We start from the raw sequence: 25,741 nt of genomic DNA on the forward strand, positions 1-25,741 counted from the left end.
CGGTGATCGCGCTTACGATTGTGCTGTCTCCTGCTGTGAACTGGTGGCCCTACCGCGGTGCCTGTCAATCACCTCTTTTGCAGCTTGCCCCTTCGTTTTCCACCCGTAGCCTTCGTCGTAGATGTGCTTCTTTTTGAGTATGAGGGCTTCTGGGCTCGGTTCAGTGAATCCTCCTCGTTCCCAGGTTCCTGTTCTCTCGTACCAGTCTATGAGTTCTCGCTTTGTTTCTTCCCAGGAAAGCCCGATGTGAGAGAAGAAGGCCATGAGCGCGAACAGGCCATTATCGTGGCAGCCAGAGACTGTCCCGTGGCGGTATATCGTGGCCAGGGGGTCACTATAGGGCCGTTTCGATTCACGGGTACTGCGATCTCCAATAGTGTAGTATCCTTCTTCGGTCTTCGCGACGTGACCGACTTGGACAAGCCTCTCGAATGCCCTATCGTGTAGTTCATCCCACTCGTGGGCGTTTTCTTCCAGACTTTCCTTCGAGCACGTTAGCCGTGAGAGGACAGAGAGGATATCAACGTAGGCTTTCTCTATCTCGCTCCGGCTTTTCCCTTCGTGTGGGCACCCAGCTTCGTGGACGTCGTAGGTCGTCTGGCAGTCAGGATTCGGACAGTGATACTCGAACATCGGTCAGAGTAGTCTATTTCTCATCTGTCTCTTGAACAGCACCTGATTCCCTGTCGGGGTCAATGTTTCTGAGCCTGGTCCCGTACTCCTCTTCGTATTCCCGGAGCAGCTCGTCGAATTCATCGATTGCTTCGCTGGCGGTTTCGCCTTTGGCCTTGATTTTGACCTTGTCTTGGTCTCGGGGGTCATTGCCTCGTTTCAAACTCGCCTCAATCGAAGCCCCGACGTCTGTTCTCGTCACTTTCTCTGAATCGTCATCATCGGACATGAGTCACTCCTGCTATCCGGCTAAATACATTGACCAGCCGATTTGCACGTCTCTCTGAATCCGGAAACTAACGTGGAAATACGATTTGTGCGATAGATTCACTGGACAGTGGCGGTACCGACGGCGTTGGCTCTCCATCCCTGAAACCCGGAAGTACCCCTCATTCGCTTATTTGGCCCGTGTACGTTGTTTCTGGTATGGACGAGCACAATCCCACCCGAGAACCGATGGCTGTTAATCCTCCCACCCGTGGAGCTGACCGGAACCAGTCGTCACTGACTGAGGGGGGACGGTCCAGACACGAGGACCTTCTTCTCCCCTCTCTCGATGACGGTGTTACTCTCTTGGATGTGGATGGTAGGCACGTCCGGGTCCTGCAATCTCTCGTATTGGACCATATGCTCATGAATTCGGGCCCAGCATACTGGGTCGACGCTCTCGGGTATGCGATGACGACGTCGCTGGCTCGGTTAGCGCCAAGTCAGCGATTGCTCAACCGAATCCACGTTGCACGGGGCTTCACTGCCTATCAGCATTACAGCCTCCTCGACCATCTGCCGACGGCAGTTAGCCAACATGTCCAAGCAGCGGCGACGATGTCTGAAGCCGACGTGTGGCAGTCAGGTGGGGGAGACTGTCGGCATACTGAGGGTGAGGCTTCTGAGACATTGACCCCTGCGCTGATCGTCGCTCCAGCTGTCGATGTGCTCTACCGTAAGGAGGATTCTTTGGAACGGGAACAGGCTGCAACACTCCAAACTCGTGCGGTCACTCTCTTACGGAAATATGCAGATGGGTTTGACGCCCCCGTTATAGTAACGAGGACCCAACAGAGCGACTTCACAGCCCCGGTCGAAACTATCGCAGACAACCACCTGCGTTGCGAGATAACCGATCTCGGCCCGAGATTTGTCGGCGACGAGTTCGAGACAAAACTCTATCCGCTTGAAGACGGCTTCTACCAGACAACGCTGGCCTATTGGCGAGATATACTCGAATCCCGTATTAAGCAGGTAGGGCTCTCTTCGACCCCGGAGGGTCCGCCACAGCCCGCAGACACGGGTCTTGGAAAGGGCTCAATGATGGATGGGTCAGACCAACCACTGAATCCTAATCCACTGCAAGACGCGCTCTCCGCGAACAGGAGCTGGTAACATGGGCCGCACCAACCCAACGTTCCGTGACCTGCTTGGCGCTACTGAAGATCGATGGAGCGACTTCCGACGAGGTCTTCGCCGCCGCGACCAACCGCTATACGATCGACTGTTCGAATATGCCCGAGAGCATGCGGATGCCAGCGGTCTGCTGAACCCCCAGCACCCATTGCTGCCGATATTCTTCAGCATCGACCTCGAACAGGAAGCCCGGCTGGACGCTCACGAGGACCGGCTTGAACAATTGGAAAACCGGATTGCTGAATTGGAGCACGATGACTGACCAGCGTGTCGCTCAGTGGGCCAGTGTTTGTCCGGTTCGTTCTTGAATGGGGGTAGGCCCTTTCGAAAGAGGTGCGGTCAGTGGCTGTAGAGGTCGTCGGTATCTCGGGTTTCTACTGTGCTCTCGGTCCGGTCATCAACGGATTTCTCTTGATGCTGGTCCTGCTGGCCGTGTCGCTTCTTGTATTGCCGGTCTCTGCGCCGCATGGCTCGACTCTTGTTTTCGACGTAGTCTGGAACGCCGTTTCTCTCTTGCTTCTTTTGTACTCCACCACGGGAGGGTTCGGCCCATGAAATCGTCCCGTCTGTACCAGACCGCGGCGGGGCATCGGTTTTGATTGTGGTATCTGGTGTGGTCGCGAGAGTGTTGCCGTCGTAGTGGTCGTCGTCGCCACCCCCGAACTCGTTGACTTGTGGATTTTTGATTGTAATTTGGTCGCCTTCTTTGAGCACTAAATTTGGATCGACAGCGGCGTCTGGGTCGGTTGTTTCACCCCAGTCGTGAACACCGGACGTGAACTCTTCGTCATCTTCCCACTCATAGAGGGAGTCTTTGTATATCGTAAGCTTGCTCAAATTCCCTTCGTGGTCTTTGATTCGAACGACTTGGTGTTCACCGTGGTCTGGATTGCTTGGCTTGTGGACTTTCTCAACTGTCGCTTTTACTTCAATCGGGGCCTGATAGTCGTAGTTGCCATGAGTTGGCTCAAACGCCGACGGAGCGTCTGAGGTCTCGTGTGTATCGACGTATTGCCGGTTGCGACTCCTGTTGACTTGGGCACGCCGCTGGCTCTCTCCTGGCGTCAGGTCAGTCACGGGAGTCGGCCCTGGGATCTCCTTGCGGACTGCTGAGTCAAAGAAGATTGTTTCAGCAACCTCTGGTGGGACTCCTTTTTCTGCGCTGTATTCTAAAATACGCTTGTAGTCTCCAGTATCGAATTCATCGCTCTCAATCGTGTCGTTCAGCTGCTCTGCAACGCGGTTTAGCTCTCTGACGGCCTCTTTTTCGTTTTCGATGAGGCGCTCGGCTTTAGCAGGCCCAATTTCGTCAACCTCAGTCAGGTCGTCAACAGTAGCGTCCGCGAAGTCGGTGACTTCTTCATATCCTGCATCTTTGAGATTTTGGACGGCTGTTTCTCCAAGATAGTCGTGGCTATCTGCTGATAGGGACTGGGCAACCAGAGCAGGTTCGACATCGTCGTCGAGGACTTTATTACCGTCAGTGATGGCCTCAAACACATTCCCGTATTCGGTGTTGTCGACAGTGACGGAGTTTTCTGGTTGCCGCATTGCGAGCTGTTGCTGGAATGCTGGAGATTGGAGCGTATCGACCCCGGCTCCGCCCTCTACGAATCTGTAGATATAATCTTCGCCGGTGGCTGGGCCTTGGTCTTCTCCTACCCACGGCCGGTCCTCTCGAAGGGCTGAATTTTCAATGGCGTGCTTCGATGCTTTGCCTGGCGATTCTCCATTATTATACTGCTCGACGACTCTCTGAGCGTAGTATTCGGCTTCTGCTTGGTTAGCTGAAGCCCTCTCCATCCCTTCGTGCATACCCCCACCGCTTTCTTCTGGATCAGGTCCAACGCCCTCGGATTGAGGCGGTTCGAGGTTGTCAAAGTCGATTCCCGTAACTTCGTCCCGCTCGAGGTCGCGGAACGAGTCGTCTAATGCTCTATCCTCGGGGAGGCTGACTTCCTCGTTCCCAGACAGAAACGCCTCAGCATCTTCGAAGTGATGTTCCTCGAGTCGAAGTTGATTGCTTTCTCCCTGTTCGGCAGGTTCGACAAACACTTGCTGGACCGCTTCGTTCTCTGCACCGAGTTCTTGAGCAACAGAGACCGTCTCTATCTGAGGCTCTTGCGTCTCTATGAACCCTTCTTTTGCGGACGGCTTGTCTCGCCGGACGGATTCTCGCTCACCGGGTTGTGCGGCTTTTCTATGGCCGCCGCCCTCATCGAAATCGTACTGCTGGCTGCTGCCCTCGTCAACGACCTCCATTCCATTTTCGTTGTACTTTTCGGCTCGGGACCCAATCTCAGATTCATAGGTGGTTTCTGTCTCTCGGGCTTCGTCGACGAGCTCTTGCCAAGACTCTTCATCGATGTCGCTCTTGGCTTTCTCGACGTCGTCTTCAATCTCCTCTTGGAATTCGCCAACTGAGGCTTGAGTACTTGAGTTCTCTGCGTTGGAGAGGGCATATTCAACTGACTGCTCCCCAGCGGCTTCGACGTTCACTCCCCCAGCGTTTTTCTTCTTCTGCATGCTGTGAAGTTAGATCCGTTCGCCACACTCTGGACACCGCACAGACTGTCGTTGTGGGGTGGATAAGACCGTCTCGAACCCCTGGTCGTTACGCCAAGTACCGCTGTTTGATTGGCCCGTGTCTTCGTTTTCGAGGCGATACCCCTGTTCTCTGTCGTGGTTTTCGTCGACGTAACCGCAGTTTGGGCAGCGTAGTGACATGCTGTTAGTCTCCTTGGATATACTCACTAATCTGTGCCTGACTTGTGACGCTCTGGCGGTTAACCCCGAGTGCGCTTTCGACCTGAGTCTCTAACTCACGATATGCTGAGCGCCTCTCGTCAGTCGATTGTGCTTCCGGCTCGTATCGCTGTCTCCACTGGTACTGCCCCGCTGCTGCAACAACGAATCCTGGGACCCGGTCGAGGTAGTTTGGGGATAAGAGCCCGATGAGAAACACATCCGGCATGTCGTGATTCCAGCACCGGTTGAGGTCGCGGAAAAGTTGCTTGCGATTGTTCCCTTGCTTGGAAGAGAAATACGGTGAGACATAAATCGCAACCATGTCTACTCCAAGGGCGTCAGCAGCGCTCAGGCACAATTCCCGTTCGCTGTGTGTTAATCCCTTGAATAGTGGAATAATCGAGGGGGCATATTCTTCGAGTTCCGACTGCATATAAGCGGCTCCGGTCAAGCAGTTTTCAATACACTCTGCCCGCTCATTGGCCCGCTGGCTCGCATACACGGAAACGTCGGTGGGGATGTGATAGGTCGGACTGAACTCCCGGACGATGTCCCGCTCTTCGCTCCACGAAATATCATCCAGCCGTTCGTCGTTGATCGTTGACGTCGTGATAAACTGGGTGTGTCCAGACCCCCACGTCGTTCCAGTATACCCATCTTCGACCAACCGCTCAGCGTGGTGGAGTTTCAACATTGCCCAGTCTGGTTCGACAGTCTGGACGAATTCACGATGGTATGGGGTCGGCTCAACTCGTGCAACACACCCTCGAATCGGATTACTCATTTTCACCCCACTTTGCTATCATCTTACTTTCCATATAATCAGTCTCAGTATTAAAAATATGGTGCAGATACCCTCCACTGGCCACGCAAACTCACTGGATCGACCAGCCACCAGATTTTAAATAATACAGACTGTGTTTGGTCAGTATGGTCATTGAGGACGCTCTCTTAACCTTATTTCACGGTCGGGTCACCTCTTCTGACGGGGCATATCAGATACGGATACCGAAGTCTGAGGTGGAGATGGGGAGCCTCACAGAAGACAGTCTCTACAGAGTGGCAATATTACAATCTGAAGTGGGGGCAGGTTCGTCAACTGCTTCGCTAAAGGAGCGACAACCGACAGACGAAGAGATGGCTGGGAGACAGGGCCTTACGCCCCCGGTGTCTGAGGGCGAACACCGCCGTGTTCACATCGAGAGTGAGGGGGCGGAGGGAGATGGTGTCGCCTTTATTGACACTGGGTATGCCGTATTTGTTCCCGAAGTCCAGGTGGGCGACGATGTTGAGGTGAAGATCGAGACAGTCCACGACAGCTACGCATTCGCAGAACCTGTTAGTGGCCGGGTCACCGGCGCTTCTAAAACATCATCTCGGTAGCTAGTGAGACGAGTTCGTCTCCGATGTCGTCAGGCCTAGCTGACCGACACACGTCGTAGTACTCGTCAAATTTGCCAGCCGACGAGGACTGCGTTAGAGTCACTCCGACAACAGGGAAGTGCGTTTCCTCAAGAGCAGTGAGATACCTTTCACTGTTGTGGGGCTTTCCATCTGAGACGACGAACATGAACGGGAAGTGGGGCTCCTGGCGAACCCGTTCCCGGCTTACAACGAGTGCATCTGAGAGCGGCGTCCCCCCACCAGTTTCTTTACTGGTCAGATTGTTTCGGACTTGTCGAGTCGGGGTTCCGAAGGGTTTGACCATCCGGGCATTACTCCGGTAGAGGTCTACTATTGCGACGTTCACGCCAAGTTGTTCTAAGGCGAGGGCGAACCCACCGACAGCGACTTCGGCTGTTGAGATCTGCTGAGCCATTGACCCAGACCGGTCGAGGACTAACACAACCGAGTAGGACTTCTTCTGCCCGTCAGTTGTCCGCTTGTTGATCGCGAGATTACTGACCGACAGACGGTGGCTAAGCGATGGCTCAAATGTTCCGGTGTGGGTCCCACGCCGCTCGCTCGTTCTCTGAGATTGCTGGAGAGACTGCTGGAGCGGCCCCTTGAGGATTCGGGCTTCTGTGGTGATATCGTCCCACGTTTCGGAATTGCCTGACTCATCGGATGGGTCAACCATTCGTAACCGGTCCACTTCTCCGTCACCGCTGGCCACCGCTGCCTGAAGCCGTTCAATCTCGCGCTCCAATTCCTGCTTGTCTCGCTCTAATTTTCGTTCTTCGTGAGAGGCTTTTCGAGACTCCCGTTCAACGAGGGCTGGTTCTGGCTCGTGGCTGGATTCTTGAGTGCTTTCAGACTGCGCCGCCTCCGAACCCTCTGGCTGGTGTCCGGACGGTTCCTCCCCACCATCACGCTCCGACTCTCCGGCTTCCTGCTGTTCGTCGTGCTCTTGCTGTTCCCCGCTGGGAGACTGGTTGCTCTCTTGTTCGGTGCCCGCCCTACCACTGGATTGGTCGCTTGAGTCTTCAGTCGCTTCTTTAGGGTCGCCCCCAGGCGTGGCGTCGTCGGTCTCTTCATCGTCCTCGACTGAATCATCAACTGTCTCGACCGGCTGCTGACTCGAGCTTGGGTTGTCTTCTTTCTCTTCGCCGGCGCTATCAGGGTCTCCGGAGGTGGTGGCTTTCGAGTCGGGGCTATCGTCACCATCGCCGTTATCTTGCTTCTCCTGTTCCCCACCGTGATCTGGACTGCCTACTCCATCTGAATCGGTCTCTGACTCGGCCTCATTCTTCCCTTCGGCGTTGGAAGAGTCAGTTTCCCGGGTCCCGCCACTCTCCGCTTGTTCCTCAGTATCGTGTTCTGCCTCCGGTCCATCTTCTTGTTCAGACTCACTACCGCTGGTACTGCTGTCGCTGGGGTCTCCGGTGGTATCGTCGGTTTCTTCTGAACGGCCCTGGTCGCCGCTTTCATCGCTTTGTTCGAGCGAATCTGCCGATTCCTTTTGTGACCCCATATCATTCTGCTGGTCATCGCCACTGTTGTCGACGGAGTCCTCTTGTTCTTGATCTCGTTCTGGCGGGTCGTCAGATAGCTCGTCGAGGAACTCGTCTAAAGAGTGAACAAACTCCATCATTCGCCGAACAGCGGCCTTTCCATCTGGCTCAGAACTGACCGCTTCAAGAGTTCGCTTCAGTTCGGGGAGAATAGTGTCGTAGATCTGCTTATCGAGAGTCGATTTCCATTGGAGTGACTGGTTGGATTCATCCTCTAATATCGGCTGGAAATCGAATGTTTCACGGGCCTTTCCGTAGTGGATCGTGGCTGATTGAATTGCGGTGGCCCACGTGATATTCTCTGGGTCTGGAGTCTGCTCAGGCGGGACGTACGTGAAGTTCTGGTGGGTGAACATCAGACGCTCTTCGGCCCACTTTCCTTCTGCCTCAATGAGCGCCGTTTCGATACGGTAGTCTTCGAAGCCGTTGATACAGTCCCAGTAGAGGTCGCCGTAGGGCTGAGAGAATTCAGCCCGGTTGAATATCTCTTTGAGGAATGGCCCTGCCGTGTAGCGGTCGTGACCGTGTTCGTGAAGCGCTAATCCGTACTGGATGAGCCGATTCGCGACTTCCTGCGAGTAGTCGTGCGTTCGCTGGGGAAAGTCTCTGGCTGGAATCCGTATTGTAGGCGCTTCTTCGCGGCTGTCCTGTTCGATGGTGGCCGTGGTGAGTTCAGGAATGCATTTCACTGAGAGGCCGTCAGTACCGCCAAGCGAGAGTAGGTAGTCTCGAATCGCCCGCTCTCGATACCCCGACGCAGCAACATCCGGTATTTGAGCGTCTGCTATCTCTCCAGGGTCGTCTGTGGGACTAACGGCTGTACTCATTCTACACTGGCAAGAGGCTGAATACGATTTCTCGACCAGCCCCTCACCTATCTCAGAAAGGGATCTGCGTTGTTACAGGTCGCGCTGCTGGACTGTCTTCCGGTCATTCTGTTCTGCACGACGGGCCGCGTCCTGAAGCAGCTCTTCAACTTCCTCGTCGAGGGCATCGTAAAAGTCAGCGGAAACATTCATGTCACTCAGCGCTTCTTTAACTGCGGCTTTGACGACTAGGTCTGCCATGCAAGCGTACTGTAGTCGACTTGAGTTATATACCTTTTCCAACGTATCTACGGATTGGCATGCGGACTCAGTGGAAAGACCGTCCGCTCTCTGGCTCTGCCTCGGTTGACTCGATTGGTTGTTGGCCGGTCAGGTCAATGTCTAGTTCGTCGGCCACGATATCAAATGCTTCCCGTCCTCTGAACACTAAGTCGTTGATCACTCCACGGTAATCTCGAAGACTAAACTCCGAGTCGTACGCATATATGGGCCGTATGACCCGGATACCGTCGAAGGTCTCCGTGTCATCGCTGCCTTCCTGACACTCAAGAACGTGGATATCTCCATCGAAATCCCGCAAGTCTCTGTCCTCGAGTATGACTTCTCGTGCCGCTGCGGCTTCTGGAAGGGTGCTGGGACTGAACCCGTTTTCGTGTGTCAGCCTGGTGACGGCGCCGCCACTCAAATACTGTGCTGCTGGGTCAGCATCGACCTGTATTGTCGTATTTCTCGACTCAATGTGAAGCCCAAAGTGACCCCGATCGTTGGCTGCTGTATCATACGTGTGTACGATTCTGTCCCCGTTCGCGATAGCGGCGCTGGCCACCCTACCAGCTGCTTCATAGTGGTCTCGCACAGCATACCGCTTGACTGTCTGTCTTGTTAAGCTCAGGGAGTCTGTTTCAGGCGACTTGCTTTATCCTAGTAATTAAGTAACCTACTTGTGAATTGTTAACTATGTCCACAGCCCATGACTGGAACTGGTCAGTAGTGGAGAATGGGTTCAATATGTACATTGCGGAGATTGGGGACAGTACCGATACTGAAATCCAAAATGCAATCTATCAGGCACAGTCAGACTTCGGAGAAGTCGAATCAGTTCTGTATCTCATTGCGAATAACACTGAAGCGCAAAAAGAACTCGTTGTGGATAATCTCGGCCTTGACTGGACCTCTGTCTACATGCCTTGGCTGGTAGTCCTTGAAGATCATCCTAAAGAGGTTGAGGAGGGAGATAAAGCGATTGTCTTTCGCTTGGGGAAACTAAACGCAGAGCAAATCAAGGAGGTAACGAATAAGCTAGCGGTCGCCTCACACGATGCTGACGCTTTACAACAGTTGACGTGGGAACAACGAAAGGAAGAGTTCAAAGACAAGATTCCAGTCCTGAAGGAAACCGCCAAAATGGTCATATCGGTTGCTGGCGTCGCATAGGAACTGTGTGCTTTAGGCAGATACAGAGTGGCAGTGAGAGCATCGAATTTTGACGGCCTGTATAGAGGAATCGAGGGTCAAGAGATGACGTTGCTCACTTTCTTTGTTTCTACTTCGACGGAAGTCCCATCAGTGAGGTCTAGCCGCTCAAGCGTTTCCATGAAATAATCGAAGGCGTGAGACGCTTCGTCTCTTGTATCACCGACCGCAAGAGCTGTTTCCCAGAACGAATAGACCATCCCACTGTGCTCAGGCGGGTCGTAGATTAATCCAGAAAATTGCTCGGGCTCGTACTTGATGTCATCAAGACCTAACCCAATCGCTATTGCGTTAAGACTGAGCGGAGAATCACCCTCGTTCCAGTGGCCGATACTAACCCAATCTTGCTCACCGATAGTTTTGAGGCCGGGCGGCAGTTCCCAGCCATCTTCTCCTCTCCACACCTCCGGATAATCTCTGATATCATCCCCTTTCTCAGCACCGTCTATGACAACCCACCAGTCGCGAAGAACAGTTCTGTTCTCAGAGGGCAATGATACTAATAGGTCAAGCGCTGGCTGCGGGTTATCCATTGGCATCTTTCAAGTCCGCATCCATCTGTAAAACTAATACGACTCGTTCGCCCCTCCGAAAAGGAATTTTGGTGCAATTACAAATCGATAACGGGGTGTGTCAGCACTAGAACGCTGAGAGCCCCGCTTGGTTCATTCGTCCCTTCTCCACTTGCTTCACTCCTGCCAGAACCGCTAAGACTGTCATATCCGGGTTCCAGAATGTGGAGCGGGTCTTCGTGTCGACGCTCCCTGACTCGCCGTGGATGACAGTCTGGTCGGGGAACGTCGCCTTCTTGAAAACTGTATCAGGGTCGACCGACCCAGTGGCGACCGCATCATTGACTCCCTCCGGCGGAATATCGATATCAGTGGCCGAAAGCCCGACGTAGCATTCGTTATCGGCTTCGTTGTCCTGAACTCGCACCCTGTTTGCGTTGTAGCCCGATTCGTCTTCGACAGTCCCGAACGGCACGACCTGAACAATGGCATCTGAGCCATCTGAAACCACTGCACCGTCCAAGACCATGCTTGAGTTTGTAACTATGTTCTCCTCTTTTTCGAGGGCTGCGACCGACCAGCCGTCCGGTATCTCGGTCCGTATCGTTTCGGTGTACTCGGCAAGGGAGAGTGAATCCGTGGGTGAGTGAGTTTCCCCCCCTCCATCGGTGTAAAAATTCTTCACGTAGATGTCGATATCGGCGTCCATATCAATGCAGAGTCTGCAGTCGCCGCATTTCACACTCTCATCAAGGTCGTTGGGACATCTGATGCCGTCGTCGTCCGGAATCTCGTCAACTGAGTCGACAACGATGAACCGACCCTTTCCATAGTTACGGAAATCATTTGACTGGTTGACGGCCACCGAAGTGACCTCTTCCCATGGCAGGTCTGAGCTTGCGCTGTAAGTGTAGGTATCGACAAGGTCCTCCAACCGCTTTCCGATCGTCTCCAGTTTCAAAATATCCTGCCGCGTTGCGAAGTCTCCTGATTCGTTGAACCGGAGGGCATCAATTGGACTTCGTTTCCGTTCTGCATGTCGACGGAAGGCTCTTGCCCACGTTTCGCCGTCGAGCAGCGACCAGATAATCGCTTGACGACGGCGGTAATCAAGCGGCTGTGGATAATTGCGTTCCGACTTGGCGGCATAACAATGCTTGTCCTCTACCTGGCAGTAAGCAGTTCCAAGATTAACGCAGTCGTGGGCGGAGCCCAAATTGTAGATAGCCGTCTCGTCTGCGACTTTTTTATTCCCGTAGCTAACGTGATCTCCAAGCAACCGCGACCATGCCTCGATATGGTCATCTGAAAAGAAGATAATCTCCCGAATTTCTCTACGGAGTTTATCGATACCTTCGACTTCATCGACCGGAAACGGGTAGAGTTCCGTAGGTGCAATGACAGAGTCCAGTTCGTTGTCTTTCGGAGGGTCTGGAAGCCGGTCAACAATTGGCCCGCCTGTAGTTTGAGAAAATCCACCGAGGCGGGACTGAATAGACATGCTCTACCTCTGCATAGGCTCTCAATACTCTAGATCGGACCAGAAACGGACTTTGCTAGAAATCTTCGCTCAGATTCTTCTGCTCGCCCGGGGACAGAGCGTCGCAAAGCGCACTGTATCGCTCCCCCGGTCGGTGGCCGGCGTGTGGGTCGTGTACCTCGTACTCCCGCGATTCCAGTTCAGTTCGGATTGGGTCGATATATCGTTTTCCGGCTAGGATAGTCACTTCATCGACGTCGTGAGATTCTAACACCGGCAGGAGCTTCCGCAGGACAATCGCCCCCCACGTATCATTCCGGCTCGAAATTTTCCGCTCGTACTTTGGGATCGCCTCTGTCGGATAGAGATAGCCGTATTCTGCCGACAGGATTCCCCACCCAGTCCCGTGTTCTGTTGCGTACTCGACCCGCTTCCGGAAATTTCGACTCGGCTGGTAGAGGTTACGAGCGAGGCGGACTCCCTCTTGCTTGGACTTCGAGCAACTGACTAACGTGAAGCGAGTCATGTGAACTGGTTATCTTGTTTCGTCGACGGTGAATACGATGCCTTTGACAGTAGTTTTGGGGGGTCACTGGCTGGTCATAATATGGAGCGAGAATTTCAGAGACTGGTTTGTCGGTACGGACTGCCGAGTGGTGCGCGTCTTGGCGTTCCAGGTATTCTGCGGCGGCATCGGCCCGACTCGTGAATGTCGATTCGCACGTCGCAGTTGCCCACTCGTCTCTGCCTTCACTGGTGAGCGTGAGGGAGTCACCGGCTGCAATCGTCGGGTACCCTAATCGCAGAGTCGCTGTCTTCTCCCCGTTGAGGATCGGCGTCTTGTGCTTCTCTGCAAAGCGAATCGTGTTATCCAACTCGTCGATGGTTATGGGAATCTCGTCTGAGTAGCCGGCGAGCAGTTTGGCCAGTTCCGTTTCTGTGTAGTTCTCTTCGCCCTGTATGCGGAGACCGTAGCCAGCATAGTGATTCCAGAGGTAGAGCCCCTCGCACCCGACGATGGGGATTTTGAATGCTCGCCAATTGTGTGTCTCGGCGAGAACATGCTGGTACTCCGAGTGCAATTCATCGACTGACAGGTAGCCATCGTCCTCTGGACTGAACTGGCAGTGTCTATCTTGGAGGGCTTCTACAAGATGCTTTTCTAGCGGGAGAGGGTGGTTCTCGAGGATGGTGAACGGAGTCATCAGTTCTCCACCTCTTCTAATAGCTCCGTCGCGGTATCACCGTAGAGGCGTTCGAGCTGCTTCCAGTCCGTTCCGTCATCGTATTCTTGCCTAATTTCTCCATCTTGGCGTAGATCTTCGACGAAGGCTTCGACCTGCTCTTCAACGGAGGCATCTTCTAATCCTAACGCCTTCACCGTGGCCGACACTCCGCAGAAACTTCTTCCGTCGGCAGCGAGTTGCCACAAGAGTAATTTCCTCTGGCCGTACTGTGCTATTTCTTCCAGGTACTGCTGTTCGGTTTCTGATTCCATTGTGGATCGGGGGTTTCCTTTTCGCTGTTATCGTCTCGGCACGCCTTCTACTGAGTGACCGTCTGCAAAGGGGCTTCTCGCGCCAAACTGGACCACTTTCTGACCGCTATAGAACTTCAACCCAGTACTCCAGAGGGCGCTTCTGTGGGGTGATGATGAGGTAGTCCTCGGGGCCCGCTTCAAGCACGTCTTCGATGAGGGTTCTTTCAGCGACCTCCAGATTGTGGTCCTCCAGCGAACCCCCGGTGATTTCCTCGAACTCGTCTTCGAGCCCCAGCTCACGGATCAACGTCTTGTAGTAACCCTCGACGACGGTTCGATCGGATTCTACGAGAGTAATGTTTCACCTCCGCTTTTAGGATTGGTAGATTGGTCCATGCTTAGGTCTTGAATCCGTTGTACATCTGTGATTCTCGCAGAATCGAGAAGATTAGCTGCTCGAATACCAGTGAGGTTCTGGTTGAGTTCTCGCCGGACAGCGTCTTCCATGGTTTCGTCTTGATTTTGAATGACTCCCATCGTCAATTCCAGTGCCACACACATTCCCGTCGACGGGTCCTTTTGTGTCTCTCTGTCCATATTCCAGATTGGCTCGGGACTAAAATACGACCTTGTGAGGGCCTTCTCACCCCATTCAAGCCCAGAAAGCTAGTATCGAACCCACGGCTATCGCCAGGACATCCCCCAGAGCAAAGACCGCCGGAGATGTGGTTGTCGCCCAGATTGCGATGCCGAGTCGATACGGTGCGTACGCTTCTGTACCTAAGACTGGGACGGCGACTAGGTTGTATGCGCCTAGAAGTACGAGGGCGAGGCCGAGAATCTGAACCCCGAAACGAAGTTTGTTTTTCAGTTTGAGACTGTAAATGCCGACGGATACTCTCACCCTCTCCCAGTCCATCTTACCGCTGCACCTCGTGAATCTGTATTTCAGTTGTCTCAATTACTTGCTCATCTGTATCGACTAGAGTAATTTCGTACTCCGTGCCGCCTATATCGAACCCGTCAAAAAAGAGGCTGGCCTTCGTTTCTCCGGGAAGCAAACTCTTCTTGTCGATTGCTCTGCCCCCATTTAGAACCACCATGCCGTCAATCTGGTTTCCATCTTTAATCGCCTCTACGAAATTGACAGTCAGCACCGCTCCTTCTTCATCAAGGCCGATAGAGGCTGATGATACTAACTCTGAACGTTCGACTTCAGCAGTGTAGTCATACGGCTTGACACCGAAGAGAACCTGCTTGAGAGCTTTCGAATATGCTTTCATTGGTTACCAGTTATTATCTATTGGCTAAATAGTTTGGACGAATCGCTGTAATATTGGCCACCTCAGCCTAATAGAAACTTTTCTTCGGCGTCCACGTTCGGCAGACTGATTCCTTCGGGGGTGTGCTTAGCGTAGGGCCCGCGAATGCTCAAGATGTCTTTGTGCTGCCCGTGGCTGTTGACTTGGAGTAGGGTCAGCAGGTTGTGGTCGTCGACGATCTGCTTCACTCGCCACTCAGATACCGGGGCGGAATAGGAGAATAGAAGTATATTTTCCGAATCCTGTGCTTGCACGCTTACCGTGCCGGTGTCTCTCTCGAAGGCGATTTCAACGGGCTCGTCGTGTTCATTGGGAGGTTCTAGCCGATAGTGCAGATTGCTCTCTGCTATATGTTCCCACTCTCCTGGAAGGCACTCGCAGAAGTCTCTAAATTTGGACTGCACCAGCATGGTTACTCCCGAAGAGATTGTGCCGCTGATTCAACGAACTCTGCGTCAACGTCTATTGCAGCGGTGAGTTCATCCACTGAGAAGGGAGCATGCCGGGTGACTGTGATGACCTCCGGCTCGACATAGTAGTCGAACAGTAGGCGCTCAAGCCCTTCTATAGCCACCTCCAGCGGGTCGACCATGCGAACGGCCATTTTTGGCCGGTTGCCGGTTTCCCACCGGTCTAGCCGGTACGATTCGTCGAGGTTTTTGATTCGAGCGGGATACTTGAGTTTCGGCGACGTTGAACTTCGGTCCGTGGATTCCCATTTATCAACGCTGTACAGCGAACCGTCGGTGGCTTTGACCGTTATAATTCGTTCGTGACCCATGGTTAGTCCGCCTCCGAGAGGGTGCGTTGAAACTCTTCGATAGTGGACCCGGTGAGGGCGTCTCCGTCGTCAGTGATTTTCACCAGTTGGTCGCTAGTGAAGTAGTGGTTGTTGAAGCCGCAACTATCGCTCAAGACCTCAACATCGAACTGTTCGTGGGCATGGAGCTTCTCGAAGAGGGATACCCACAGTGATTTGATATAAGCTCCATCTTCGAACGGGCGGAGACAACTAACTTTGATCTGTCCTTCTCCAACCTCATGGAAATCTGGAACTCCGGTGTCTTTGGCTTTCTCGATGCCAATATCGACCTCATCCCAGAAGTGGATTGGCTGGCCGTACTCAAGAGGCTTCAATTCAGACGTTTCTGATTGGTCTTCTAGCCAGTCGTTGGCCTTCTGTGCTTGTGATGGATCTGCGAGTCGGAAATTAACGTATGCTCCCATAGGTGGACTCGTTCCTGTCCAAAAACAGTCTGGACATTCATGCGACAGTCCTGAATACGGTTCTTAGCGAAATTGGGCCTCAATAGCGACGGATTCGATTCGAGAGGGGACACCGCTCTCGGTTCGTTCGATATCGAGTTTGTATGTCAAGACCCAGTGCTTGAAATCCATTGCTTGGCACTTCTCCTCCCACGCCGGCGACTCTGTGATAGATTCTAACCGACGTTCGATCTTGGCTGGAATCGTCTGCTGTCGGCCTTCTTGAAATTGGTTGCGTCGTGAGTCTGAAACGGCGAGTGGGATTCGTATATACGGGTCTGAGATTTCTGTTGCGACTGCTCGTTTTATTTCGACGTATCGAGAAGGGTCGACTTCGAATTCGAGAGAGCTGTTACTTTCTGTCGGGGCTCGGGAACTGAGCGGTACTGCACTGATTCCGTCTGGAAACCGTCCTCCAGTTGCCGTTTCTAACTGCCCATCTACGCTATGTAACCACCGTCGGAGTATGTCTCGGTCCACCGTCACTGGAAGGACCCATACGGGAACAAGCCCGTCCCTGAGCCGCTGCACGTATCCGTAAAGTGGGCGAGGAATATCGGGGTCGAAATCAGAGGACGTGAAATATCGGAAATTCATGCAGGGGCGATCTCGGTGGCTGTCTGGATATCCGGTCAGAGGTTGATATCTTCTGCCTTTTCGATGGCAGTTTCGATGTTGTGTTTATTCGGCTGGCAGGTGTGGTAGACGACAGCCTTGGCCGCTCGTTTCATTGTCGCTCCGGGTCGAGCCGATTTGAAACAGATTTGAGCGAGTTCGCGTGTAGACAGACGGGGGAGACGTGAGTGCTCTTGGCCAGTGAAGACGTGGCTCTTGAACTCCAACTCTGCTTCGGGGCTTTCATCTGGGTCTGCATCTGCGTCTGGCACACCTGGACGGAACCCTTCTGCCCAGCCGACCAACTGTTCGAGTTGGTAGTCGGAAACGAGCTGCTGGTCGCCATTGACCATGTGGTCCAGCAACGCGACCTCATCTCGCTGCGGAAGATAGTCGATCCAAATCTCTTCCCATCGACTGTCGGACGCTTCGTTGCTTGCTCCGTGGCCGGCAAACGCGTCTGTGTCCGGATTCCGAGTTCCAGTGATCCGGAAGGCCGGATGTGGGTCAATTTTCTCACCCGTCGACCGTAGCATGATCTGTGGCTCCCTCTCTGTCATTTGATGCATGGCCAGCCACACGCCTGCGTCTGCCGCTGCTAACTCGTTGATGTTCAGCCAGATACCGTATCGGAACGCTATGGGGAACAGTCCGTACTTGAACGACACCTGCTGGCCGTCTTCGGGGATGTGGAATCCCAGTACATCTTCGGTACTGAGCGACGAGTCCATATCCATGGATATCAGGGGCCGGTTCGTCATCGCACAAATGTGCGCTATTAGATACGACTTCCCCACGCCGGGGTAGCCGACAAGGCACATCGGGTACTCGTTCGCTGCGGCGCCGTAGCAGACATCGACAACATCCTTTGCCCCAGAAAGCGTCCGCCTGGTCCAGATTTCTCGATACGTCTCCCTGTCTGGGATGAGTGGGTGGCCGTTGTCCTCGAGAACGGGGAGGCCGTAGTATGTCGTCCGGCATTGCTCGACGATAGGCCGGACGGTTTCAATATCGAGCCCGGAGTCTTGTGCGACGGTTTCGGGGGTCACCCCGTTAAAATCAGAGCCGGTAGAGTAGCCAACACTCGAGAGGGCCTCTTCGACCGAGTGGTCCATCTCGGGGCATTTGACTCCGATAGGTGTGTCCCTGCGTGGGCGACCGGCAGGCTGCTTAATGTCTTCAGCATCAACGATCTCGGTGACTGGGTCGTGCCCTCCACTCACCAGTTCGTCGTGCCACTCGGCATGCTCTTGGTACGCTTGCTCAGTGATGTCAAGGGCTCCACTGCCAGATTTTGCTTCGGTGAGGGCTGCTTCGAACTCTTCGTCCCGGAGGAACCCCTGGATTTGGTCAGCGTTTTCAAGGAAATCTTCCACCGTTTCGACGCCACTGTCCTTGAGAATCTCTACGTCGTTTTCTGACAATGGGGAGAGCGTTGAAACTGGCTGTGCCCTGCCACCCGCCTCTGAGTGAGTGCTCATATCTGGACTACCTCACCCCCGCAGTGTCAGCTAAATACTGCGGTCCAGACGGGCCGAAATCAAATTGCGGTCAAAAATATGAGTGCTCGGTCAGCTAAAACGCCGTCACATTGATGATGTACCCTGTGATATCGTCGGGGTTCCCAGCAACTCTAGCCTCGAATTCTACGGACTCCTTGGGCTGTAACTTCTCATCCATCCCCTTCGGCCACACCTCTACTGCCTCGACTCTGTCCCCGTCGCTGTCTTGGCAGATTATTTGTAACCCAACCCCATCGGCAGTCCCGTCTTCTTTGGTGTTCGTCACTACCCCAGAAATAAGAAGTCCCTCAGACCCGTCTACCTGCCCAGGTTCTTCAGACAGTTCTGACATTCTGAAAATCTCTTCCGCTCCACTTCTATACATGACTGTTCGCTGCATTTCCGAATCCCCCTCTCCACTGGTATCCTCCCCGTTGTTTCCCCCTCCACTCCCCCCGGAGCAACCGGCGAGAGATATGGCAACACCACTGGTCGCTGCTGCGCCGACACGCATGATAACGTCACGTCGATTCATATATACTTTTGTTTCGCGCTAATACTAAACACATTTTTATAAAAATACTACAAGACGCTCTAAGCAATTTTATGCCGGTCACTCAATCGGGCTCGTTTCGTCGACGTACTCATCCAAAAGCGAGATAACGGACGGGTCGAAGAGTTCGGAGATGTGCTGGATGTTCCACAGGCCAGAGCGGTAGATTTCGGGCTTGGGCGAGTGATATCCCAGCCAGTCGAGGTCGGCTGGATTCGCTGTCCGGCGATAGTGGCTGACCATCGCGATTGTACTTGCCTCGATGGTTGCGCGGTCAGACTCTGGACCCGGCTCGCCAGAGACATTCACGTACAGAAACGGCAACGCCTCAATATACTCAGTAACCTTCTGTTCCAACTCGTGCTCCTGTTCGCGGACTTCGGTCGTAGGCGCATCTGGGTTCGGTTCGCCCCAGTGAGGGTACTCATCGTACCAATCGTGCTTTTCGATGAGGGCGGCACCGACGTGCAGCCTAAGTATCGAGCCTCTGTGGTTGCCGCCTCCACTATATTTGCCTCGTTTGTTGCCTCTGTGCTGGCGCAATCGATTCCAGAGTGTGTTGGAACTTCCCTCAGAGACACCGACCGTTCCAATGCGTGTGAGTCTGTTGTCAGCGACAGATCCGGAACTCAGTGAACTCTCCGGTGAGAAAAACCAGTAGATGCCCCTCTCAGGCCAGTCAAACGTCCCATCAAGGTCGGCTAACCGATAGGGGCCATCGATTTTGTCACGAAGCCGGCCGAGAACCTGGTATAATTCACTGACCGGTTCAGAATCGACAGTCGTGCTAAATTCACTAAGTCCCATTCTTACCTCCTGATTACTCCCCTAACAGGGTCCTAGTCCGCTTGATGCAGCAGGGCGTTCTCCTCCGAATACAATCGTCGACGGAGGTCATCTTAGGAGAGGCTTTCATCTACTGTGACTCGGCATTTGAGATACGGGTATACATCTTACCTACCGGCGCTGACGATCAAACAAGAAGCAGTCACAGTAACTTCAGTTCTCAGCCGTTCTATGACGACTGTCGTGGCTAAAATACTGATAAGTATACCCAAATTTTATATCAGTTATTATCCAGTCATTAACTGATGGTGGCAGCAGCCACAACAACTGAAGACAGTATAGAGGATTTAAAAGAAAAACTGGACCTCACCACTCGGTTTTACGCGATACTACATGCCTTCTTAAGAGATTACGTTTCTACTTACATTCATAAAATCCTGATAATGACAGACATTGCACTAGTAGTTATCTTCGGATTATCGCTCGGTGAAGTAACCCCTCTTGCACCAGCCCTTTACGCCCTTTTAGCCGTTCATTTGCTTTTTTATGGTTTTCCGGCGGCACTTGGACTCTGGCATTTCGGCATCGATGAGGTGCATCATTTGTCACCCACCAAGAGAAATAAGTACGATATCACGAGACGTCGTTCGACATTACGGGGTAGAACACTGCAGTTTCCTAAACTGTGGATAAAATCGTCTGTTGCCATACTTGCGTTCCCGTTTGTAGTTGCCGATCTCCAGTCTCGGCTAAGTGGAACAGCCCCAGAAACTGCAGCATTGATTAAAACAGCTACCCCAGCTGTTCCTGTGGTTCAGAGGTATGCAGTAACTCTCTTGACGCTGTTTATTCTCTTTCAGTTATTCCTCATTACTATCCTGTTCACATTCAAGTACCGAACGCAATTGGCTGAAGAAGCGGCTGAAGCAATGGCTGAAATGCAGTAACCTATCTTTCCTTTGAATCCGTTACTTTGACGAAATTGTGTGTCATCCCGTTGTAGAGGTGCACCCAATCGCGGTCGTCGTCTTCAAGGAGGAGCTGAAGGGCCTGGTTTTCTCCGATCATCCAGATATACTCCATCGCTTCTTCTTCCGGGATTTCTCCGTATTCGGTGACCGGCTCGGGGAATTCCTCAGGGTACTGCTCGTGGTAGTCTTGGACATCCTCGAGTATGGTCCCGGCACACCGGGGCATATCGACATCGTCACTACCGTCAATCGCTTCGAGAACGTCGACGAGTTCGAAGGATGTTCGGTCGAAAAACTGGTCGATGGTTTCGCAAACAATCTGCTCGCCGGTGAGAATCGTCATCGGTGCACCTCGTGTTCTTGCATCAGTTGAGCGATGTCGGCATACATTTCGATTGGGACGTGCTCTCCCAAGCGGAGGGAGTACTGCCGGGGCTTGGCCGTTGCTTCATCAACCGCATCCACTTCGACTACGCCACAACAGTCGAGTTCAACACTTTCGTCTGAGTATCCGAAATGGGTCAGGGGGATTTGCTTCTCGTTGATGTACCTCCAGAACCCGTCTTTGACACCCTGCGATGGCGGGGCGTCTGTCGCGACTAGAATGTCAATATCGCCCGGGTTGTCCTCGGACATTTTTAGGAAGCTTCCACCGACGAGCGTGTCGACTGCACCAACCCATTCCGAAGCCGGACCCGCGTTAGTACTGGCCTGAAATTCGACCAGCACTTCTGCAACGTACTGGTGTATTTTCACGCCGATTTCGCCGAGACTTGTAATTCGGGCTCGGTTAGCAATTGCCTGTGACATATCTCGGGGTAGCAAACCACTGAATACGGTCTCGCACGCTACTTTAGACCGAACGTACAGCCGAAGCAGCGCGGCGGGCTGTTGGCGCTGTGGAACTCTCGACAGTCCGGGCATTGCTGGATTTGTTCGGCCTCTCCCCACTCGGTGAATTGTGGCTGGCAGCGTCGACTCCCAGCAAAGGACTTTTCGAACCACCTTGTAACTCCGTCAGGGCCCTGCACAACGCGAATTAGGACTGACTCGTCATCGCTGACAGAATCACTGGGTACCGGCTCGTCCTGTTTTGAAGTGACCTGGACCTCCTCTACCGGGGTAACAGCACCGTGGCCTGTAGCTATGCTCATGGCTCAGGGTGGCAGAAAACTCAATACGCAGACGCAAACGCAAACGCAGTCAGAACTCGTCGACTGCAGCGGCCCGGATTCGCTGCTTGTTGCGTGCTCGCTGCACTGCTTCGAGACCGCCGTGATGGAATGCGACGTACTCTTCGCCGTTCATCGTCTGGGGGAAGACGATGTTCCGATGGCTGAGCTCCAGGGCGGCAGCCTTGACCGCTTCGAGATTGTACGTCTTTGCGTGGCTGCAGATCTCTCTGTAGGTGACCGGTCCCTGAGCTGAGAGAATGGCATCAAGGACTGCAGTGACGAATTCAGACGGAGCATCTACCTGGTCACCAGCATCTGCTATCTGGTCGTGAACGACATCCTGGGCCAGGAACTCTTTGATGGCAGGGTCAGCCCCACGCCCAGCACTGAGTTCCTCGCGAGAGACGTCGTCGCTGAGCAGCGGATGGATATCAGCGAGGTCGACTCGGCCATCGAGGCCCTCGAAAGAGGGGGCTTCGCTCATTCACCGGCACCTCCTTCAGTACCGATGTTGTCGAGCGACTGCTGGCCTGCCTCATGGCCGTCCCGGGGATCTTCAATGAGTTGATGGAGCGCAGTGGGCTCGTGGACATAGCCGATACACTCTGCGACCCGCAGCTTGTCCAGCCGTTTCACAACAGTTTGCCGGCTCGTGCCGGTCATATCCATAAGCGCTCCAGTCGTCAGATTCCCCTTCTCCTGGAACAGATCGAGGATTTCGTCCATCAGATCATCAATCTCAAATTGGACCATAGAGAGCATATATTCGATATGTGTATATATTCTACGCATCCGACTTCAATTTTTGGTACGTGTGCATGATATAGTGATATGAAGTAGTCATACGAACCAAATACATGAATCATTAATTTGAAGGACTTGGGAGCTAATAACGTTAAATATGGCATCTCAGCAACGGGCGGGTCGAGCAAGCACGGCGGCCGCCTCGGCGGGACATTCTAGCGGGACTGGGTACGAATTCCGGTGGCACGAACTAACTGAAGCTGAACTAATCCCGGAATCCTGGGCTGAAAACGGAAAGAGAGACGATATACCCGACGAGAGAGACCCCTTTTACGCATTTCAAGCAAAGACAGGATTGCTCTTGGAGTACACAGTTGATAAAGACGGGACCCTGCTATCTGGGCCTCATCGTGAGGAACCGGGTCTGCGGGTCTTGTACATCACTGCCGACGGTAAACAAGCAATTGTTAGAGAATTTATCGCAAATGAAAATGGCACGCGAGGTTTTATGCCACCTACTAATTTCTCTTCAATCATAGCCCCAAGAGATCTCCAAGTCGTTAACGAATACACGAGACCAGATGAGGGCAGACGAGCTGTAGCCCACCTGTACGATGACAGGGACTCTTAAAATGAAAATGAATCAAATACCACGCACTGACGAACCGCTTGCAACCATTGTCAGAGCCCTTGATGAAGAGGATACCGCGATTGATTGGCAGACCCTGACTACAAATGAGCAGGAAGAACTCTTCAATATGTTTGTCGAGGATGAGACGCTTGACAACCTCATTTATATTCGGGATGAGATGGAGCAGACATTCCGAGAAATGGACGCTCCCTCGTACATTGAGAATCAGATGTTCTTCGGTTCCCAGATGATTGAGGAACTCATTTGCTCCTATATTGTAGCCGTAGCTGGTGAGTCTAATACTATTGATTTGTCTTTGTGATTGAGACGCTCCCTCTTCTCCAATAGATATCTAGTCAAGGGCTATGGTAGAGTCGCAAGTGTGATAGACCAGTCTTAGTTGAAGATTGTTACTCGTGGGAGGCCGCCTCGCTCACGTCTTCAAGGAATCCTTGCGCCTCGAGATTATCGTTCCACGTTTCCAGAAAGTCGTCTATGTCCAGACCGTTACTATCCATTTGATGGAAGAGCGGATCTTGACGGTATTCGACTGGCCGCCAATCGCTATTCCCGATCTCGAAGACAACCTCGGGGTCCCACATCATATCACCTCGCTGGGTCCAATAATGGGCGACTGAGAGTCTGTCCTGGCTGATTTTTTCTATGGTCAGGTCCATCACGCCAGGGGCTGAAACTTCTATATTCTCGCCGGCGTTCATTTCTATTGCCGAACCGTATCCTGCTCGTTCGATTATCCCCTTGACTGTGTTCATTGGAAAGTACTCACGGAAGCCAAATGCACTGAATGCGCTCGGTCTGAGAGCTCCTGCAATGCCCTTGATTGAGGGTATTCTCCGGCGTGGATACAAACGGATCAGCTGTGGGATGACGCCACACTGAACTCGGACACTCCGCTTTGTTTGGATTGGCTGCTTGCTGTTCCGCTATCTGCAGTGAAGGCTGTCTGTGAGTCTGCCTGGTAATTGTCGATAGCTCGCTTTGCCTCTCCGGTGAGGGTGTGGCTCCAGTCACGGTCCGTCCGTAGCTCCGGGCTGGTGAATTGGTTCAGCGTCGATTCTCCATCCGCCTTTGAGAGGGACTCGGAAATCAGAATGCCGAGTTCTTGCGTGTATTCGAGATACTCGTATGCCCCTGGCCGCAGTGCCATTCGCTTGTCTGTATCCCATCTCGGGTCTTCATTGGCACGCATCCGTTGTGATATCCAGCCACCGCTGTCCGCACTCCTGAGAGCCGCGATCACGTTATCCTTCTGCAGGGTCTTGAGCGAGACTCCCAGGCCGTGAATATCGATTGTCGGGGACAGTGCCTCTCGAACGGCGAGAATTACGTCTCGCTTAAAATCGGGTGAGGAAAGGGCGAACGAACCGATACCGACGTAGTCGGTCAACGCTCCGTGAGCCTCGAGATGGTCAATGTGCCGCAAGTAGTCTGCGACCGTCTCGCCATGAATGACTGACACTGGCTGGGCGGAGATGCCACGGTCGCTAGCTTGGTTAAGCAAGGTACGATGAGCATCTGTAGTCCGGTCCTGCAGACGCTCTACGGACATCTCGAAGGTTTCCTGAATCTGGGTGACTATTGGGAAGTCTCGGAGCGCCCAGCGGTCCTGGCGGCCGGCTGTGGTCTGTTCGACGTAGTCCAGATAGTCGCTGTGACTGTCTGGGTAGGACAAGTCTGCACTCGTATTGTTGAGGAACGTCTCCGGATTGCCTCCGCAGTCGACGAAATGTTGGTCCTCAGTGCCAATCCGACCGTTATTTTGGGTCAGATACGACACGAGCGTATGTGTCTCCTCCATGGCCGCAAGGACCTTTCGCGATGTTCCTGATGCAGCGGAGTAGTAGAAGGTAAAATCATCGTCAAGCAACTGCGGGTAGACCAATTCGGGGTCGTCAAGCGCCTCCACATGGCACCGGCGACAGAACCGCCCGGGCCGGCTGTCGTGATATACTTCCGTATCCCCTCGTCGCGTCTGGCATAGTTCGACACCTGGCCCACCCCGACCACACTGGTCGCACTCGTTTCTCATTGTTTCTCTCACGAAAGCAAATTCGGCTGAATACGTGGCTGAACGACAGAACGGCCACATCGTCCTCAGACGTGCGGTGGGAACGTTACCCGGGATAGGCGATGAAGTCGGCAGGAAATTTCTCTTCGAGGAGGTCAGCAGTGAGCCGCTCTGCTTCCTGAGCTTGCTCCTTACCGTTGAACCATCCCACCTGCAGCACGCGAATAGGCGGATACAACGCGGTAAAGTAGGCTCCTTCACCTCCTGGCTTGTTCAGGTGCTGGTCTATCCTGTCGAGGACCCGCTTTGCCATCCCGACGTAGATGACTCGTCGACATTCGCCGGCGTCTCCGTAGCGACTTACACTCGTTGTGGAGACTCCTTGAGACAGAACAGTAGCGGCCCCTGTGCCGTTTTGGAGACATTCAAGCACGTACACAGCATAGGTTCGGGGTTCTCCTGTGGTGTGTGGCAAGAGTGCGCTGGCTATGGTAGATCGGCTTGTGTCGTGCTTGAACGGCAGAATCTGCTCTGCTTCGTGGTACGTCTCGGTGGGGATTCCTTCGACAATTCTCTCCTGGACTTCATCCCGCATCG

At 53.4% G+C, this 25,741-nt stretch carries 34 protein-coding genes; 6 read left to right on the plus strand and 28 right to left on the minus strand.

Going from position 1 to position 25,741, the window contains the following annotated elements; genetic code table 11:
• Positions 1–12 precede the first annotated feature (12 nt).
• Both KZ498_RS23835 and KZ498_RS23840 read right to left on the minus strand, forming a co-directional pair.
• The gene (locus tag KZ498_RS23835) at positions 13–633 is read right to left on the minus strand and encodes a hypothetical protein (protein ID WP_312622138.1); all 621 of its coding nucleotides are present in this window, start codon (positions 631–633) and stop codon (positions 13–15) included.
• Positions 634–646: 13 nt separating this feature from the next.
• Positions 647–901, minus strand: a complete 255-nt coding sequence (locus KZ498_RS23840) for a hypothetical protein (protein WP_312622139.1) — start codon at positions 899–901, stop codon at positions 647–649.
• Between the two features lie 596 nt (positions 902–1,497).
• Between KZ498_RS23840 and KZ498_RS23845 the strand changes: the two genes are divergently transcribed.
• Positions 1,498–2,055: a hypothetical protein gene (locus tag KZ498_RS23845; RefSeq protein ID WP_312622141.1), complete on the plus strand. Its 558-nt coding sequence runs from the start codon at positions 1,498–1,500 to the stop codon at positions 2,053–2,055.
• Between the two features lies 1 nt (position 2,056).
• Entirely contained in the window at positions 2,057–2,338 is a 282-nt protein-coding gene (locus KZ498_RS23850; protein ID WP_312622143.1) for a hypothetical protein, read from the plus strand.
• Between the two features lie 77 nt (positions 2,339–2,415).
• On the opposite strand, the gene KZ498_RS23855 is transcribed toward KZ498_RS23850, so the two are convergent.
• Together KZ498_RS23855 and KZ498_RS23860 are read right to left on the minus strand one after the other, a co-directional pair.
• The gene (locus KZ498_RS23855; RefSeq protein ID WP_312622145.1) at positions 2,416–4,602 is read right to left on the minus strand and encodes a helix-hairpin-helix domain-containing protein; all 2,187 of its coding nucleotides are present in this window, start codon (positions 4,600–4,602) and stop codon (positions 2,416–2,418) included.
• Positions 4,603–4,807: 205 nt separating this feature from the next.
• Positions 4,808–5,518 (minus strand): hypothetical protein, encoded by a 711-nt coding sequence (locus KZ498_RS23860; RefSeq protein WP_312622147.1) that lies wholly within the window; start codon positions 5,516–5,518, stop codon positions 4,808–4,810.
• Positions 5,519–5,754: 236 nt separating this feature from the next.
• Between KZ498_RS23860 and KZ498_RS23865 the strand changes: the two genes are divergently transcribed.
• Positions 5,755–6,207, plus strand: a complete 453-nt coding sequence (locus KZ498_RS23865) for a TRAM domain-containing protein (protein ID WP_312622148.1) — start codon at positions 5,755–5,757, stop codon at positions 6,205–6,207.
• Here KZ498_RS23865 and KZ498_RS23870 read toward each other — a convergent pair.
• The 3 genes from KZ498_RS23870 to KZ498_RS23880 form a co-directional block, all read right to left on the minus strand.
• Complete coding sequence (locus KZ498_RS23870) at positions 6,188–8,605, minus strand: VWA domain-containing protein (protein ID WP_312622150.1); 2,418 nt, start codon at positions 8,603–8,605, stop codon at positions 6,188–6,190. The two genes, KZ498_RS23865 and KZ498_RS23870, sit on opposite strands and share 20 nt — an antisense overlap.
• A gap of 72 nt (positions 8,606–8,677) precedes the next feature.
• Positions 8,678–8,845 (minus strand): DUF1931 domain-containing protein, encoded by a 168-nt coding sequence (locus KZ498_RS23875; RefSeq protein ID WP_312622152.1) that lies wholly within the window; start codon positions 8,843–8,845, stop codon positions 8,678–8,680.
• 67 nt (positions 8,846–8,912) lie between these two features.
• Positions 8,913–9,461, minus strand: a complete 549-nt coding sequence (locus tag KZ498_RS23880; protein WP_312622153.1) for a hypothetical protein — start codon at positions 9,459–9,461, stop codon at positions 8,913–8,915.
• A gap of 101 nt (positions 9,462–9,562) precedes the next feature.
• Here KZ498_RS23880 and KZ498_RS23885 point away from each other — a divergent pair, with 101 nt between their 5' ends.
• Positions 9,563–10,039: a hypothetical protein gene (locus KZ498_RS23885; RefSeq protein ID WP_312622155.1), complete on the plus strand. Its 477-nt coding sequence runs from the start codon at positions 9,563–9,565 to the stop codon at positions 10,037–10,039.
• A gap of 77 nt (positions 10,040–10,116) precedes the next feature.
• Here the strand turns inward: KZ498_RS23885 and KZ498_RS24835 are convergent, their stop codons facing one another.
• The 14 genes from KZ498_RS24835 to KZ498_RS23950 form a co-directional block, all read right to left on the minus strand.
• Complete coding sequence (locus KZ498_RS24835; protein WP_396276199.1) at positions 10,117–10,617, minus strand: hypothetical protein; 501 nt, start codon at positions 10,615–10,617, stop codon at positions 10,117–10,119.
• Positions 10,618–10,717: 100 nt separating this feature from the next.
• Entirely contained in the window at positions 10,718–12,091 is a 1,374-nt protein-coding gene (locus KZ498_RS23895) for a hypothetical protein (RefSeq protein ID WP_312622156.1), read from the minus strand.
• 55 nt (positions 12,092–12,146) lie between these two features.
• A complete protein-coding gene (locus tag KZ498_RS24840) occupies positions 12,147–12,596 on the minus strand; it encodes a DUF6884 domain-containing protein (protein ID WP_396276200.1) in 450 nt (149 codons plus the stop codon).
• A complete protein-coding gene (locus tag KZ498_RS23900; protein WP_312622157.1) occupies positions 12,532–13,275 on the minus strand; it encodes a hypothetical protein in 744 nt (247 codons plus the stop codon). The genes KZ498_RS24840 and KZ498_RS23900 overlap by 65 nt, the downstream gene beginning before the upstream one ends.
• Positions 13,275–13,568: a hypothetical protein gene (locus KZ498_RS23905; RefSeq protein ID WP_312622159.1), complete on the minus strand. Its 294-nt coding sequence runs from the start codon at positions 13,566–13,568 to the stop codon at positions 13,275–13,277. Before KZ498_RS23905 ends, KZ498_RS23900 begins: the two co-directional genes overlap by 1 nt.
• A gap of 106 nt (positions 13,569–13,674) precedes the next feature.
• Entirely contained in the window at positions 13,675–13,857 is a 183-nt protein-coding gene (locus KZ498_RS23910) for a hypothetical protein (protein ID WP_312622162.1), read from the minus strand.
• Positions 13,858–14,202: 345 nt separating this feature from the next.
• Positions 14,203–14,469 carry a hypothetical protein gene (locus KZ498_RS23915; RefSeq protein ID WP_312622164.1) on the minus strand — a complete coding sequence of 89 codons (267 nt, stop codon included), beginning with the start codon at positions 14,467–14,469 and terminating at the stop codon, positions 14,203–14,205.
• A 1-nt stretch (position 14,470) separates the two neighbouring features.
• Positions 14,471–14,833 (minus strand): hypothetical protein, encoded by a 363-nt coding sequence (locus KZ498_RS23920; protein ID WP_312622165.1) that lies wholly within the window; start codon positions 14,831–14,833, stop codon positions 14,471–14,473.
• 62 nt (positions 14,834–14,895) lie between these two features.
• Positions 14,896–15,282, minus strand: a complete 387-nt coding sequence (locus tag KZ498_RS23925) for a hypothetical protein (protein WP_312622166.1) — start codon at positions 15,280–15,282, stop codon at positions 14,896–14,898.
• 2 nt (positions 15,283–15,284) lie between these two features.
• Positions 15,285–15,653: a hypothetical protein gene (locus KZ498_RS23930; RefSeq protein ID WP_312622168.1), complete on the minus strand. Its 369-nt coding sequence runs from the start codon at positions 15,651–15,653 to the stop codon at positions 15,285–15,287.
• 2 nt (positions 15,654–15,655) lie between these two features.
• Positions 15,656–16,099 carry a hypothetical protein gene (locus KZ498_RS23935; RefSeq protein WP_312622169.1) on the minus strand — a complete coding sequence of 148 codons (444 nt, stop codon included), beginning with the start codon at positions 16,097–16,099 and terminating at the stop codon, positions 15,656–15,658.
• 671 nt (positions 16,100–16,770) lie between these two features.
• Positions 16,771–18,234, minus strand: a complete 1,464-nt coding sequence (locus tag KZ498_RS23940; RefSeq protein WP_312622170.1) for an AAA family ATPase — start codon at positions 18,232–18,234, stop codon at positions 16,771–16,773.
• Positions 18,235–18,328: 94 nt separating this feature from the next.
• Positions 18,329–18,769 (minus strand): FxLYD domain-containing protein, encoded by a 441-nt coding sequence (locus KZ498_RS23945; protein ID WP_312622171.1) that lies wholly within the window; start codon positions 18,767–18,769, stop codon positions 18,329–18,331.
• A gap of 99 nt (positions 18,770–18,868) precedes the next feature.
• On the minus strand, positions 18,869–19,615 hold the full coding sequence (locus KZ498_RS23950; protein ID WP_312622172.1) for a hypothetical protein: 747 nt from the start codon (positions 19,613–19,615) through the stop codon (positions 18,869–18,871).
• A 284-nt stretch (positions 19,616–19,899) separates the two neighbouring features.
• Here KZ498_RS23950 and KZ498_RS23955 point away from each other — a divergent pair, with 284 nt between their 5' ends.
• Positions 19,900–20,541, plus strand: a complete 642-nt coding sequence (locus KZ498_RS23955) for a hypothetical protein (RefSeq protein ID WP_312622174.1) — start codon at positions 19,900–19,902, stop codon at positions 20,539–20,541.
• A 1-nt stretch (position 20,542) separates the two neighbouring features.
• On the opposite strand, the gene KZ498_RS23960 is transcribed toward KZ498_RS23955, so the two are convergent.
• The 4 genes from KZ498_RS23960 to KZ498_RS23975 all read right to left on the minus strand — a co-directional run bounded on the left by KZ498_RS23960 (position 20,543) and on the right by KZ498_RS23975 (position 22,493).
• Positions 20,543–20,908, minus strand: coding sequence for a hypothetical protein (locus KZ498_RS23960; protein ID WP_312622175.1), 366 nt, complete (start codon positions 20,906–20,908; stop codon positions 20,543–20,545).
• Positions 20,905–21,375 carry a hypothetical protein gene (locus KZ498_RS23965; RefSeq protein WP_312622176.1) on the minus strand — a complete coding sequence of 157 codons (471 nt, stop codon included), beginning with the start codon at positions 21,373–21,375 and terminating at the stop codon, positions 20,905–20,907. Before KZ498_RS23965 ends, KZ498_RS23960 begins: the two co-directional genes overlap by 4 nt.
• Positions 21,376–21,768: 393 nt before the next feature.
• The gene (locus tag KZ498_RS23970; RefSeq protein ID WP_312622177.1) at positions 21,769–22,224 is read right to left on the minus strand and encodes a hypothetical protein; all 456 of its coding nucleotides are present in this window, start codon (positions 22,222–22,224) and stop codon (positions 21,769–21,771) included.
• Entirely contained in the window at positions 22,221–22,493 is a 273-nt protein-coding gene (locus tag KZ498_RS23975) for an HTH domain-containing protein (RefSeq protein ID WP_312622178.1), read from the minus strand. The genes KZ498_RS23970 and KZ498_RS23975 overlap by 4 nt, the downstream gene beginning before the upstream one ends.
• Positions 22,494–23,122: 629 nt before the next feature.
• Here KZ498_RS23975 and KZ498_RS23980 point away from each other — a divergent pair.
• Entirely contained in the window at positions 23,123–23,437 is a 315-nt protein-coding gene (locus KZ498_RS23980) for a hypothetical protein (protein ID WP_312622179.1), read from the plus strand.
• 88 nt (positions 23,438–23,525) lie between these two features.
• Here the strand turns inward: KZ498_RS23980 and KZ498_RS23985 are convergent, their stop codons facing one another.
• The 3 genes from KZ498_RS23985 to KZ498_RS23995 form a co-directional block, all read right to left on the minus strand.
• On the minus strand, positions 23,526–23,888 hold the full coding sequence (locus KZ498_RS23985) for a DUF6908 domain-containing protein (RefSeq protein ID WP_312622180.1): 363 nt from the start codon (positions 23,886–23,888) through the stop codon (positions 23,526–23,528).
• Between the two features lie 101 nt (positions 23,889–23,989).
• The gene (locus KZ498_RS23990; RefSeq protein WP_312622181.1) at positions 23,990–25,042 is read right to left on the minus strand and encodes a hypothetical protein; all 1,053 of its coding nucleotides are present in this window, start codon (positions 25,040–25,042) and stop codon (positions 23,990–23,992) included.
• Between the two features lie 208 nt (positions 25,043–25,250).
• Entirely contained in the window at positions 25,251–25,739 is a 489-nt protein-coding gene (locus KZ498_RS23995; protein ID WP_312622183.1) for a GIY-YIG nuclease family protein, read from the minus strand.
• Positions 25,740–25,741: the final 2 nt, after the last annotated feature.

Origin of the sequence: Haloarcula sp. 1CSR25-25 (genome assembly GCF_032027985.1) — an archaeon.
Lineage (GTDB): Archaea > Halobacteriota > Halobacteria > Halobacteriales > Haloarculaceae > Haloarcula.